Annotated in this window: 11 protein-coding genes and 1 tRNA gene; 9 read left to right on the top strand and 3 right to left on the bottom strand. The window is 56.9% G+C overall.

What is annotated here, in order from left to right:
* Genes KF752_12055 through hypE form a run of 9 tightly spaced genes read left to right on the top strand, consistent with a single transcriptional unit; the run spans position 1 to position 8,555 of the window.
* On the top strand, positions 1–825 hold the full coding sequence (locus tag KF752_12055; GenBank protein MBX3422278.1) for an oxidoreductase: 825 nt from the start codon (positions 1–3) through the stop codon (positions 823–825).
* Positions 818–2,131 (top strand): Ni/Fe hydrogenase subunit alpha, encoded by a 1,314-nt coding sequence (locus KF752_12050; GenBank protein MBX3422277.1) that lies wholly within the window; start codon positions 818–820, stop codon positions 2,129–2,131. The genes KF752_12055 and KF752_12050 overlap by 8 nt, the downstream gene beginning before the upstream one ends.
* 6 nt (positions 2,132–2,137) lie before the next feature.
* Positions 2,138–2,683 (top strand): hydrogenase maturation protease, encoded by a 546-nt coding sequence (locus KF752_12045; GenBank protein ID MBX3422276.1) that lies wholly within the window; start codon positions 2,138–2,140, stop codon positions 2,681–2,683.
* 60 nt (positions 2,684–2,743) lie between these two features.
* Positions 2,744–3,112, top strand: coding sequence for a hydrogenase maturation nickel metallochaperone HypA (locus KF752_12040; GenBank protein ID MBX3422275.1), 369 nt, complete (start codon positions 2,744–2,746; stop codon positions 3,110–3,112).
* The gene (hypB, locus tag KF752_12035; GenBank protein ID MBX3422274.1) at positions 3,109–3,807 is read left to right on the top strand and encodes a hydrogenase nickel incorporation protein HypB; all 699 of its coding nucleotides are present in this window, start codon (positions 3,109–3,111) and stop codon (positions 3,805–3,807) included. Before KF752_12040 ends, hypB begins: the two co-directional genes overlap by 4 nt.
* Complete coding sequence (gene hypF, locus KF752_12030; GenBank protein ID MBX3422273.1) at positions 3,804–6,122, top strand: carbamoyltransferase HypF; 2,319 nt, start codon at positions 3,804–3,806, stop codon at positions 6,120–6,122. The genes hypB and hypF overlap by 4 nt, the downstream gene beginning before the upstream one ends.
* The gene (locus KF752_12025) at positions 6,113–6,367 is read left to right on the top strand and encodes a HypC/HybG/HupF family hydrogenase formation chaperone (protein MBX3422272.1); all 255 of its coding nucleotides are present in this window, start codon (positions 6,113–6,115) and stop codon (positions 6,365–6,367) included. The genes hypF and KF752_12025 overlap by 10 nt, the downstream gene beginning before the upstream one ends.
* Positions 6,364–7,494, top strand: coding sequence for a hydrogenase formation protein HypD (gene hypD, locus KF752_12020; protein ID MBX3422271.1), 1,131 nt, complete (start codon positions 6,364–6,366; stop codon positions 7,492–7,494). Before KF752_12025 ends, hypD begins: the two co-directional genes overlap by 4 nt.
* 5 nt (positions 7,495–7,499) lie before the next feature.
* Positions 7,500–8,555 carry a hydrogenase expression/formation protein HypE gene (gene hypE, locus KF752_12015; protein ID MBX3422270.1) on the top strand — a complete coding sequence of 352 codons (1,056 nt, stop codon included), beginning with the start codon at positions 7,500–7,502 and terminating at the stop codon, positions 8,553–8,555.
* A gap of 347 nt (positions 8,556–8,902) precedes the next feature.
* On the opposite strand, the gene KF752_12010 is transcribed toward hypE, so the two are convergent.
* The 3 genes from KF752_12010 to KF752_12000 all read right to left on the bottom strand — a co-directional run bounded on the left by KF752_12010 (position 8,903) and on the right by KF752_12000 (position 12,907).
* Positions 8,903–8,984 (bottom strand) — tRNA-Ser (locus tag KF752_12010).
* 294 nt (positions 8,985–9,278) lie between these two features.
* A complete protein-coding gene (locus KF752_12005) occupies positions 9,279–10,592 on the bottom strand; it encodes a cytochrome c (protein ID MBX3422269.1) in 1,314 nt (437 codons plus the stop codon).
* A gap of 182 nt (positions 10,593–10,774) precedes the next feature.
* A complete protein-coding gene (locus tag KF752_12000; GenBank protein MBX3422268.1) occupies positions 10,775–12,907 on the bottom strand; it encodes a penicillin acylase family protein in 2,133 nt (710 codons plus the stop codon).
* Between the last annotated feature and the right edge of the window lie 70 nt (positions 12,908–12,977).

The following is a 12,977-nucleotide window of genomic DNA, read 5'->3' as shown; positions in this document are numbered from 1 at the left end:
ATGCCTAACAAGCCCCGACTGGCAGTCATCAAGTTTGCATCCTGCGACGGTTGCCAGCTGACTTTGCTGGATGCCGAGGACGAGTTGTTGTCCATCGCCGAGGCGGTCCACATCGCACACTTTGCCGAAGCGTCCAGCCATCTGGAACCCGGGCCATATGATGTTGCCTTGGTGGAAGGTTCCATCACGACCGAGGAGGATCGACATCGTGTACGAAGGTTGCGAGCCGATTCGAAGTATCTGGTTACGATAGGCGCCTGTGCTACGGCTGGCGGCGTACAGGCGTTGCGCAATTTTGCCGACCACCAAGATTTCTTGCGAGCCGTTTATGCTCACCCCAGCTACATCCAGTCGCTGGCCACATCGACACCCATTTCGGCGCACGTAAAAGTCGATTTCGAACTGCGTGGCTGCCCGATCGACAAACATCAACTGCTGGAAGTGATCGCTTCGTTAGTCGCAGGTCAGCGTCCTCGCACCTCGACCGAAAGCGTGTGCCAGCCTTGCAAGCGGCGCGGTACCGTCTGCGTAGTTGTAGCCCAAGGTCTGGCTTGCCTGGGACCAGTCACGCAAGCTGGCTGTGGCTCAATCTGCCCTGCCTACGACCGAGGTTGTTACGGTTGTTTTGGTCCCACACGGCAGCCCAACATGACCAGTCAGAGCGATCATATCCTCCGCCCGCGAATGCCGGCCGCCGATGCTGCCTTGTGTCTGCAGAGTTTCAATACCTACGCGCCGGCATTTTCTCAGGAAAGCCAGAGGTTGTGGAACATCGCGGGCCAGCCCAAGCCGTTGCACCCTAGCCTGACTGTTGACCATGACTGATTCCTCAGCCAACCAGCGATTGATTCGCGTCCCCGTGTTGACGCGCGTCGAGGGCGAAGGCGCTCTAGTTGTCAAGCTAGATGGCGATCAAGTCCGTGACGTGCAGCTCGCCATTTACGAGCCACCACGTTTTTTCGAGGCCTTTCTGCGCGATCGCAGTTTTGAGGATGTAGCCGATATCACCGCCCGGATTTGCGGTATCTGCCCGATCGCCTATCAAATGACCGCCGTCCAGGCGCTGGAGGCAGCGCTAGGCGTGACTATTCAACCCGAGATTCGCAACTTACGGAGGCTGATTTATTGTGGTGAATGGATTGAGAGCCATGCCTTGCATATTCACCTATTACATGCACCGGACTTCTTTGGCTGTGCGAGCGGGATCGAGTTGGCGCGGCAGTTTCCAGAACAAGTCCAACGCGGCCTGCGCATGAAGAAGTATGGCAATCGCTTGCTGGAAGTTTTGGGAGGGCGCGCCATCCATCCGGTCAACTTGGCCGTGGGCGGATTTTACCGTTTGCCGCCCCGCGCTGATCTGCTTGGCCTGATTCCGGATTTTGAGTGGGGCCTGCAAGCCGCCTGTGAAACCGCGCGCTGGGTAGCTGGCCTGCCGTTTCCCGACTTCCAAGGCAACTATGATTTCGTAGCGCTCAAGCATCCCGCCGAATACGCCATTATCGAAGGCCGCGTTGCCTGTTCGGACGGCCTCAGCGTACCGCACGAGGAGTACGAGCAACACTTCGACGAACAACATGTGCCACATTCGACAGCGTTACAGTCGCGTCGAATTCCGTCGGGCCGCGAGTATTTTGTGGGCCCACTGGCTCGAGTCAATCTCAATCGCGATCAGCTTTCGGACACCGCCCGCCGAGTGGCAGACGAAATTGGCTTCACGACGCCGTGTTACAATCCACATCGCAGCATCATCGCTCGTGCGATTGAGCTAGTTCACGCTTTTGAGGAGGGTCTGCGGTGGCTGAAAGACTATTGTCCGCCACCTGTGCCTCGCGCGCCTCATACGCCTGGTCCGGGCGGCACAGGCTGTGCAGTCACCGAAGCCCCACGCGGATTGATCTATCATCGCTACCAGGTCACCGACCAAGGTCGCATCGCCTTTGCCAAAATTGTGCCGCCCACGTCGCAGAATCAAGCTCAGATCGAAGCCGATTTGCGACAATTGTTGCCGTCGATCGTCCAGCAGCCGGAAGCAGCGATTGCGTTGAGTTGCGAACAGCTAGTTAGGACCTATGATCCGTGCATCAGTTGCTCGACGCATTTTTTGAAACTACGTATCGAAAGGGGAGGATAACGCAGGGTGTGCGACGTCGGCAAATCTGAAAGCGGTGTTTCGCCAGACGGTGATTGGGTAGTTCGTTCTGAATTCGATCGGTCATGTGAATTGCCGCCGCACCGCGCCACTTGTCTGGTGGTCGGCGTTGGCAGCACACATGGCGATGACCGCCTTGGCTGGGAAGTAGCCCGCATACTCGCAGCGAAGCCGGACTTGTCCGTAATCGTTCGCAGCGCCCAAACGCCGCTCGATCTGCTGAACTGGTTAGAGGGAGTTACGGATCTGCAGGTAGTGGATGCCTGTATAAGTAAAGGCACCCCGGGCTCCGTGCGGCAACTAAAATTCCCCAACGATCAATTGGACGATTTTCGCTGGGCAGGTACGCACGATTTTGATTTGAAAGCCACCTTGGAGTTAGCTGAAGCCGTGGGGCAATTACCTGCGTCCGTCACGATCTGGGCCGTGCAGGGCGCCTCCTTCGCGGCACAACTTCCGCCCAGTCCGCAGATCAACCATTGGGCCGAGAATGTGGCCTTGATGATCGCTGAGCATTGCCAGTTACAAACGTAGCCACCGTCGGGCGACGGTGGCTAAATTTTGTCAGAACCAATAGGCCAAGGACTAACTTCGATGCACGAATTTTCGCTAGCCCAGGCATTGTTGCGGCAGGTGGGCCAAGTTCATGCACTACACCCCGATACCGAAATTGCTGCTGTGTGTGTTCAGGTCGGACCGCTTTCTGGAGTCGAAGATTGTCTTTTGCAATCCGCATTTCAGCAGTGCACGCTGGACGAATATGGTCGCCAAATCGAGCTGATTGTCGAACGTGTGTCGCTGAGCGTCGAGTGCCAACACTGTGGCCGCTCGGCCACGCTCGAAAAAGCCAATTTTATCTGCCCGCATTGCAGTAGCCGACAGCTGCGCGTTACTGGCGGTGATTCGCTGATACTCGTCAGCGTCGACCTACACTCCGTATCGCCGACAGGAGCCTTCTCATGAATACCACAGAACATCTACGCGTGACAGTTCGTCGAGACGTGTTGGCGGAACAGAGGGCTGACGCAGCTGAACATCGTCGGCGTATGACAAAGCGCGGTACGCTGGTCGTGAACATGGTCTCATCTCCCGGTGCCGGAAAGACAGCCCTGCTTGAAGCGACCGCCAAACATTGGCAAGGGCGTCATACAATGGCGGTTTTGGTTGGCGATTTAGAGACCGATCGCGATGCCCAGCGACTGTCGCCGTGGACTCCGGTGGCGCAACTGACCACCGGTGGAGCCTGTCACTTGGAATTGCCATTGGTTGGTCGAGGGCTCCAAGCTCTCGGAGATCCGCAAGTCGATTTTCTATTTATCGAAAACGTGGGCAATCTGGTCTGCCCGGCCAGCCACGATCTAGGGGAGCACCTGCGGGTCGTTATGCTGAGCGTTACCGACGGCGATGACAAACCCGGCAAATACCCCAAAATGTTTCGTTCCAGCCACACGTTAGTCATTAGCAAACTGGACTTGTTGCCCTATGTACCCTTCAATGTATCCAATGCCATTCAGGATGCTCGGCAAGTTCAGCCGGATTTAGAAGTGCTGCAGATCAGCGCGCTGCGCGGTCAGGGCATCCAGACATGGTATGAGCACCTAGAAGAAAGACGGCGAACTCTGCTGGGCTCTCAAGCAGAGACTAGGCTAACCCCATGAGTCTGACTGACACCGACCACCAAGCAACCGTAGGATCAACCGCGGCTCTGCGTCTGACGCTGCTGGGGCAGGTCCAAGGCATCGGCTACCGCCCCGCGCTGGCGCGACTGGCTGAACAGCTAGATCTGCATGGCTGGGTAGCCAACACGCCGCACGGTGTTCAGGTGCATGTCGAAGGCCAACCCGATAAGATCAGGCGTTTCACTGAGCTGTGTACTGCAACCTGTCCTGAGGGAGGCCATGTCGCGGATATGCTTTTGGAGTCCGCTCCGCCTAGCCACACCTGCTCGTTTCACATTGTCGAACACTCACTCCCAGTCAACCTCCGCACGTCTGTTCCCGTCGATCGCGTCGTCTGCGGCGCTTGTCGCCAGGAGATAGCCAATACAGATAATCATCGCTATGGCTATTGGCTGACCAGTTGCAGCCAATGCGGACCGCGTTACTCGATAATCGAGACGATGCCATACGAGCGATTTTCCAGCAGCATGGCAGCGTTCGAAATGTGCGATGTGTGTCAACGTGAATACCAGTGTAGCTCGGACCGCCGCTTTCACGCACAAACCACTTGCTGTCCGCGCTGTGGACCGTCCTTGACTGGCCTGGACCAGAGCTTGGCCTGCTTGCAATCCGGTGGCATTCTAGGTGTCAAAGGACTGGGGGGTTATCAGCTCATAGTCGATGCCTCTGATGATTTGGCAGTCAAGCGTTTGCGAACCTGCAAGGGACGACCGGCCAAACCACTGGCAGTAATGGTCGCCGATTTGGAAGCGGCGCGAAAACTGGCCATCCTGCAGCCAGACGACGAAGTAACGCTGGCCGGACCCGCTGGGCCAATCGTAATCTGCCAACTACGCAGCCCGCAAGTCGGCAGTCAGACGTTGCCTGAGAGTATCACCTGCGGTCTGGGCAGCCTAGGCATCATGCTGCCGACAACGCCGCTGCATGTCTGGCTAGCCGCGCACATCAGCCCACTGGTGGTTACTAGCGCTAACGTGGAAAGTCAGCCGATTCTCTATGGCAGCCTTGAAGAGTTAGACCCCGAGTTTCCCTTGGCTGATCATTGGATCGACCACGATCGCACGATACGGCGACCAATCGACGATAGCGTAGTTCAAAATGTGGGGAGCCGGCAAGTCACGGTGCGGTCAGCTCGCGGCTTGGCTCCTTTGTCATTGCCAATACCAGAACGGTTATTACGACACCAGGTCGTAGCGGTCGGTGGGCATCAAAAGGTTGCCTTGGCGCTGTGCAATGGTTATCAAGCGGTCTTGGGACCACACATGGGCGACATGGTTACAACTCAATCACGCCGCAGACTGATACAGCAAATCGACGATTGCTGCACACTATACGGCTGCCGACCGACGGTCGTTGTACATGATTGCCACCCGGATTATTTCACTACTCAATGGGCCAGGGAAGTGGCCGCCAGACAATCACTGCGTCTGGTTGCTGTCCAGCACCACCACGCACATATCGCCAGTGGCATGTTGGAGGCGGGTTGGTGCGAACAGCAGGTGCTTGGACTGGCTTGGGACGGTACGGGTTTGGGCACCGATACGTTGATTTGGGGAGGTGAGACACTTGTCGCTTCGCTCAGTGATTTTAAGCGCGTCGCCTCGCTGCGACCGTTTCAATTGCCCGGCGGCGAGATCGCAATTTCCGAACCTTGGCGCATTGCAGCAGCCATGATTAGTGAGGTTCAGAGATGGGACGGATCGTTTCAAGCTCAACCTTTCGTACCAGCCACTAGTCGTGGGCGGGCGACGGCCTGGCTGGCAGACAGTCCGTCCACCGTTTGGAGCACGAGCATGGGTCGCCTGTTCGATGCGGTCGCCGCACTGGTTCTGCCTGGCGAACTAGGTTGCCAGTCAGTGGGCTATGAAGGACACTTCGCAGCACTGCTTGAAACGCTGTGTGATCCAGCGGCCACCGGTCACTATCCATTGCCCATCCACTCCATGGAGCTAGCTCACTCGGAAATCGAGCATGAACTCGATTGGCGACCGATGATGCGTGCAGTTGTCTGCGACCTTCAGCACGGCCTGCCGCGATCGGCTGTAGCCATGAGATTCCACCGCACCATCGCTCGACTAGCCAGCCAAATCCACCGACTATTTCCAGAGTTGCCGATGGTGCTGGCAGGAGGCGTGTTTCAGAATCGAGTTTTGTTGCAATTGATGATCGAAGACCTAGAATCATCGGGTATAGCGCTGGCCATCCCCTCCAAAATTCCGATCAATGATGGTGGCTTGGCAGCTGGGCAATTGGCCGTAGCGCTGGCTCAAGTGGAGGCCACAGCATGTGCTTAGCGATTCCGGGACAGGTGGTGCGGTGGGTTGAAAGACAGCCACCGTTCTGTGAAGCGGAAGTGGATTTTTTGGGCGTGCGCCGCGTGTGCAATCTGTCGTGTGTGCCCGAAGCTCGCGAAGGCGACTATGTGATCGTGCATGCCGGTGTGGCTATTAGTTTGGTTGATACTAAGGCCGCTGAGCAGTTGCTGAGTCAACTATCGCAACCAGAGGTTTTCGAAGAACTCGGCGGAGACCAGCCATGAAACATGTCGACGAATATCGCGATGCGCGCACGGCCACGCAGTTGGTCGAAAAGATTCAGCGTTTGGCCACGCGTCGCTGGACGTTGATGGAGGTCTGTGGTGGGCAGACACACGGCATTTTGCGACACGGGGTGGATCAAGCGCTGGCCGACGCCGTGCAGCTACTGCATGGCCCCGGCTGCCCGGTGTGCGTATCGCCCGTGTGGGCCATCGATCAGGCCATTACCTTGGCTCAGCGACCGGGAACGATCTTGGCCAGTTTCGGAGATATGCTCCGCGTGCCGGGAACCGATGGCAGCCTGCAGCAGGCTAAGAGTCGCGGTGCCGAGGTGCGCGTCGTCTATTCGCCGCTGGATGCGGTGACCATGGCTCGCCAATCGCCTCAGTCACAAGTCGTGTTCCTGGCGGTTGGCTTCGAGACGACAGCTCCAGCGACCGCCTTGGCCGTATTACAAGCGGAGCGACTAGCACTGAAAAACTTCAAAGTATTATCGGTCCATGTGCGTGTGTTGCCGGCGATGGAAGCGATCGCCAGTGCGCCGCATAACCAGGTTCAAGCATTTTTAGCTGCTGGGCATGTCTGTACGGTGATGGGCCATCAGGTTTACCAACCGTTTGTCCAGCGTTACAACATGCCAGTGGTAGTGACCGGCTTCGAGCCGGTCGATTTGCTACAAGGAATTTTTGAATGTATACGGATGTTGGAATGCGGGGATGTTGATGTGGTGAACGCCTATCCGCGCAGCGTCCGTAGTGCCGGCAACGAGAATGCTCAGCGGCTCCTGGACCAGGTCTTTCAGATCAGTGATCAGACATGGCGCGGCATGGGCAGGATTGCCCATGGAGGGCTGGTGCTGCGTCCTCAGTACGCACAATTTGATGCGCTGGCGCAGCTTGATCAGCCCGCCTGCACCGTCGACGTAGACCATGGATGTCGCAGTGGTGAAGTGATGACCGGACGCATGCGTCCGCCACAATGCCCTCACTTTGGCCTGACCTGTACACCTCAACAGCCGCTGGGTGCACCGATGGTGTCTAGCGAAGGGGCCTGCGCGGCCTACTTCACCTACCATTCACCGGCGGCTGTGGATACAACTGCGGGCTCGCCCCAACCGTCAGAAAGTTAGACTTCATGAATCGCGCGGAGGGTGGCTTGCTCTGCCCAGTTCCTCTACTGACCGATGGCCAAAGGATCAGTTTGGCTCATGGTGATGGAGCGCGGCTAAGCCAACGACTTATCCAGCAATGGATTCTACCCATCCTGGGTGGAGATACCTTACGCGAACTGGGCGATGCCGCTGTATTGCCAGCCGTGGATGGTCCATTAGCCATGACGACTGACGCCTTTGTCGTGTCGCCACTGGTCTTTCCTGGCGGGGATATCGGCTCTCTGGCAGTGACAGGTACTCTGAATGATCTGGCCGTTTCAGGCGCGCAGCCGTTGTGGATTGCCGTCGCACTGATCTTGGAAGAGGGATTTCCGCTGACTCAGTTGGAAACGTTTCTACGCAGCATGAAGCGCGTGGCGGACGAGGCTGGTGTACAAATCGTCGCTGGCGATACGAAGGTCGTACCCGCTGGCGCTGCCGACCAGATGTTTGTGACCACCACCGGTGTTGGCCGAATGCTGCCTGGACTGCGCAGCCAGCCGACGCTTCTGCAACCGACCGACCAATTAATTGTTACCGGCCCGATTGCGCAGCACGGCTTGGCAGTCATGACTGCTCGCGAGTCCTTGGCCATTCAGCACACGATCCGTAGCGATTGCGGATTGTTGCTGCCCGCTGTCCGGGCGCTGCATGCAGCCGGCATACCGGTGCGAGCCATGCGCGACGCCACCCGTGGCGGGGTAGCCGCCGTTCTGCACGAATGGGCCACCGCCAGCCATCACACGCTGACCCTGCACGAGCGGGACATCCCGTTAGCCGATGAAGCTCGCGGACTGTGCGAACTGTTAGGACTCGATCCGCTGCTGGTGGCCAATGAAGGCACCATGCTACTGGCCGTACCTCAAGAGTGCGCCCCGTCCGCGATCCACACCCTGCGCCAAACAGAAATTGCCAGCGCCGCAACCATTGTCGGTCACGTTCGCAGCCGCGACGTTGCCCCCGTAACCATCATCCGCTCCCTAGGTCGCGATGTTCCACTGGATCTACCCGCCGGGGCGATGCTGCCCAGGATTTGCTGAGAGCTTCATTCGGTCGTGACCGTTCATGCAATTTGTCGGGTGGGACAAGCGGGGCGGTGCTGAATGGTACTCTCCTTCAAAGCGTGTGGCAGAAGGCAAACACGCCTGGGTACCAGAAGCCTGGCCTCGCGCCGGCCCCGCACAAACAAAAAGGGCTACATCTATGCTAATGCATTCCCAAGCTGGGCGTGCGTGGCGGCTGTTCAACCTTTTGCACGAATGCGTCACGCAGTCACTGCAAGGTGGGGACGACGCATGGAGGCTACAGAATCAATAGCACTTCGAGCCTCATCCTGCAGCCGAGCGACGGTTGGGCACGCTCCAGTTGCGGTCGAGAATTCTTGCAGCGGAGGGCACGGGACTCGAACCCGCAACCCCTTACGGGGCACTTCATTTCCAATGAAGCCGCTAGCCATTCGCTTACCCTCCATTCCGGTCAGCCATGCCACTCAACAGCTCACCGGTCCCAGACCAAATGCAGCTTAGCGATCGCCTGAACGAAGTCACAAACGGCTGGTGTGCACCAGACCTTTGCGACAGGCAAGATCATAATCTGCTGGCAGGAATTCGTGAAGTACCGCAGTCACAGGCTCAGGGCAAGCTTGCGAATCAACTTGCCGTACAATGGGCGAGCACGTTTAGAGTACACAGTAGATGGCGTGTACGCTGCGTCAAATTCAGCTGGAGCACCGTCTGGCGACGCTAGCTAGATGGGGCGACGGTCTAGAGCGTCTTCAGGTACTCCAGCAAGGCTCGCTTGTCATCTTCGCTGAGAGGGTCGGGGAAAAAATGGCCGGACGCGCTCTTGCTCGGAAGCGCGGTGTCGAAATATCGTCGCCTTTCCTCGGCTGAAAGGTTTTCGGCTGGCAGGCGATCGAAGGTGACGATCTCCAGCCCGACGCGTTGCTGATCATAACCGTCTTCGGTGCGTGACCACACGCGCGGTCGCTCGGCTGAATGCAGCACATGCCACAACGTTGGCACTGCTCCGTTATGAAAATAGGGCGCACTGGCCCAAATACCATTCAATGGTGGCGCGATGTAGCCCACGGGCTGCTCGACAACTTCCAACTTTCCAAACTCACCAAACCAACTCTCGCTATAGAAGCGACGATGCTCGGCTGGCATGCCGGTCAAGCGTACGCTGTCGGTACCAACCTCGTCGATCGGCACCATCACCTCCGGATAGTCGGCGTCGGCACCGTGCGTGCCGTGACATTGAGCGCAGCTTTGGCGATAGATGACCTCGCCGCTGTTGGCCAAAGGCTGGTCAACCGGCCAGGGATATTTAGGTGCGGGTAGCGATTCGATCCAATCCAGAATGTCGCGGAAGGCATCTTCACGCTGAATGAACGCCTGACGATCATTCGTGGGTACTAACGAAAACTGCATGATCACGCGATGCGTCTTGGGCACAAATCCATCGATATACAGATTGCGTTTAATTTTGACATTCCACAATGGCGGAGCGTCCAGGTCGTGATGTTGGAACTTGGGTATTATTGGTAACGGCAGTTGATTCAGCTCTTTATCGCGCATGGCCGTCAGAAAGACGCTAAACGTCTGCGCATTGGTCGTCCCATTGGAGCCACCCAACGGAAACATCTGATTCATTGGATTTCGCGGCTTCTTGAACAGCAGTTGAGCGCGATTGACATCATCGACCAAGGTTTGAAAGGCAAAATGTGAATTGCCGACACCGGGAATGACTTGTCCAGCAACTTTACCTTGGTGACACGACAGACAACTCATTACCCAACCGCCGTGGCCATCTTCCACGACTCCAATCGGTGGACCATCGGGCCGAGCAGGATCTGTGATCAAACCATAGCGCGAAAACGACATTCTCCGTCGCTCGGCGTCGGAGGCGGCTTGCGCTCGCTGCTTAAGAGGCTCAGGCCATACCTGCCATAGCTCGGCAAACAGTTCAGCCTGTAGGTCAGCTTTGGCATAGGGCTCGGTGCGCAACCGCTGCCAGCCACGCTCGGCCTGCGCAACGGTCGGCGACGGGTCGGCAGACGTTGCTACGTGCGGCATAGATAACGCAACTGTAGCCCAACTCGCGAGCCTCCAGCCGATTCGAAATAGCCGCAGGTAACTTGTTGGCGTGGAATTTATTGAAAGTTTTAACCTAGTTGACATCATGGACACGCACGAAGTGCCTGGACCACCAACTAAAACGCACAAGAATTCGTGTGCAGCGACGAAAATGGGCAGGTCTACTTCGCCGTCAGCACCACTTCGCTCTCCGCGTTCTGACGAATTTCTTCTGGTAAGAACCAAGCTGGTTTGTATTTTGTCTCTGCGTACAGCGGTAATTGGTCAGCAAAGTGAGGCGACTGTGGATTCTCACTGACGCCATACGGCAAGATACTGATCGACCTGGTAGCACCGCTAAAATCGACGACCATTGCGTAACTGGTACCTACCTGACAGTAGCGCCGGCCCTCTTTGATATCTCCACCGGTGGGCCGTAAAGCAGTCAACCCCAAACGATCCAGGGCTGCCTCGCGGACTCCGTTGCCGGCCACTCCCAGTTCAACGTCACCTCGGCGAATGCGACTGAAATCACCCCAGGGGCAATCCAGCCTTCCAAACGTTGTCTGAACGTCTGCAGCAGCCTTCACGACCGCGCCTACAATGGCCGCTTGATCGCTTTGGCTGTTTCCCGTCTGAAAATCCCGGCGCCTGACGATACTGGAAAACAGCACCGCTCCGCGCGATTCGACGTCGGTGCGGCGGTCCCAGGCATTGAGCACTGTTCTAACTTGCTCCAGAATTTCACGTTGATCGGCTAATTGCGCAGCGCCCTCGTCGATGGCGGCTATTATTTTGGGAACGAGCGTATCGGCACCGATCAAGTGCGTGTCGGTCGCATAAGTCTGTACCTCGTCCCAACTGATCGACTTGTCGGCTGATAACAAATCGGTCAATCGTCGGCACCGAGAGTTCATCTGCTGGCTCATGAAGTAGGGCGGGAAATCTTCGGGCCGCGGAGCAACCGCTTCGGTCACATTTTGCGGTCCGCTGTTGGTATTTAGCAAATAACCGCATGGTGGATTGAGCACCTGAGGTAGCTCAGCGGTGCGGTGGTAGCCTTGCCAGCGGGCCCACTGTTCATCACCAGGGCGAATCGAGTGGCTGTCGATTCTCAAATCGCGCTTGGGTAGTCGAGAGTTGCTAATGATAAAGATATCGCCATCGACGTCGGCGTACAGAATATTGAACATCACCAGACCGAGAGGCTCCAACGACTTGCGAAATTCTGCTACGTTCTTGGCTTGGGCCATCGCCATCATCTGCGCCGAACGGTCGGGAGAATCCGAGAGTGGAACAGCGAAGGCATATGCGACATTGTCCTTGCTGACCATGACCGGACCTACCGGCGATGATTGCCTGGGCAATTTCATTTCCGTAACTCCCAAAGGAGTTTTCACGCGATAGACTTCTTGAACGATGTCAAACCGCTCCCAGCCCTTGGTCGTCTTTAGCAGCGCCGGATCCGACGGATCGCGTTGAAAGCTAAATACGTCCCCCAAGTCGGGCCCATTGACGGTCATGCACCAGGCGCTGCGTGCGGTGCGGCCCATGCCAATCGTCGGCAAGCCATAGAAGCAGGCTCCCATCACGTTGATATCTGGTCCAACCAAATGCATTTCATACCAGCGGAAGAAGCCGGTGTGCGGTAGGTGAGGATCCATCGACAGAATTGCGCTGCGGCTGGCCGAGCGCGATGGCGCGACCGCGAATTGATTGGAACCCAACAGCGTCGGCTCGTGTTCGGGCAACTTCTGCATGTCTGCCAGGCGGATTCCCGCCTTGGCCAAATCTTCTTGGCAATTTCGAGCGGTAAAAATCACATCCACATAATCGGAAAACGCCAGCACCTGCTCAGCAGTTACCGGCTGAATCCAGTCGGCGGTCGTCTCGCGGTGCGCTGCGAGATAGTCGTTGATACCCGCAGCAAACGCATCTAATATCAACTTGTCATTGTCCGTCAGCAACTTGTAGTGTTCAACCGCGCGGCCCGGCAAGTCAAGGCAACGCACCAAGTGATCCAATGGCAAGGCAGACAAACCATCGTACTCGGCGCTTCGCCCCTGCCCACGCAACATATTTAAGGCAATATTTTCAATCTGGTCTTCGGCTTGACAATAGCCAGCTCCATAAAACAGGCTTCGCATATCGCGAGCCACAATGTGCGGCACGCCGTAACGATCTCGAGTCACGCGCACCGAGCCGTTAGCTGGTGGACTATATTCCTCCAAGCCAGTTGCCAGAACAGCCATCGATGGAACCAGCACCAGCCAGCCAATCAAAGCACGGGCCATGAAATGCAAACTACGAAACATATCGCCCTCTCCGTTTTCAACCAAATTCGCGGCAACAATCCACAACTATAGCAGAATCAAGCGGCAATTT

Source organism: Pirellulaceae bacterium (genome assembly GCA_019636385.1).
Lineage (GTDB): Bacteria > Planctomycetota > Planctomycetia > Pirellulales > Pirellulaceae > Aureliella.
Note: the sequence above shows the minus strand (reverse complement) of the source record. Positions and strands in the feature narration are given on the sequence as shown.

Excerpts from the sequence above, each read along its gene's own strand:
- hypD (MBX3422271.1), top strand. The coding sequence starts at position 6,364 with ATGAAACATGTCGACGAATATCGCGATGCGCGCACGGCCACGCAGTTG.
- hypE (MBX3422270.1), top strand. The coding sequence starts at position 7,500 with ATGAATCGCGCGGAGGGTGGCTTGCTCTGCCCAGTTCCTCTACTGACC.
- hypB (MBX3422274.1), top strand. The coding sequence starts at position 3,109 with ATGAATACCACAGAACATCTACGCGTGACAGTTCGTCGAGACGTGTTG.
- KF752_12055 (MBX3422278.1), top strand. The coding sequence starts at position 1 with ATGCCTAACAAGCCCCGACTGGCAGTCATCAAGTTTGCATCCTGCGAC.
- KF752_12005 (MBX3422269.1), bottom strand. The coding sequence starts at position 10,592 with ATGCCGCACGTAGCAACGTCTGCCGACCCGTCGCCGACCGTTGCGCAG.
- KF752_12025 (MBX3422272.1), top strand. The coding sequence starts at position 6,113 with ATGTGCTTAGCGATTCCGGGACAGGTGGTGCGGTGGGTTGAAAGACAG.
- hypF (MBX3422273.1), top strand. The coding sequence starts at position 3,804 with ATGAGTCTGACTGACACCGACCACCAAGCAACCGTAGGATCAACCGCG.
- KF752_12000 (MBX3422268.1), bottom strand. The coding sequence starts at position 12,907 with ATGTTTCGTAGTTTGCATTTCATGGCCCGTGCTTTGATTGGCTGGCTG.
- KF752_12050 (MBX3422277.1), top strand. The coding sequence starts at position 818 with ATGACTGATTCCTCAGCCAACCAGCGATTGATTCGCGTCCCCGTGTTG.
- KF752_12040 (MBX3422275.1), top strand. The coding sequence starts at position 2,744 with ATGCACGAATTTTCGCTAGCCCAGGCATTGTTGCGGCAGGTGGGCCAA.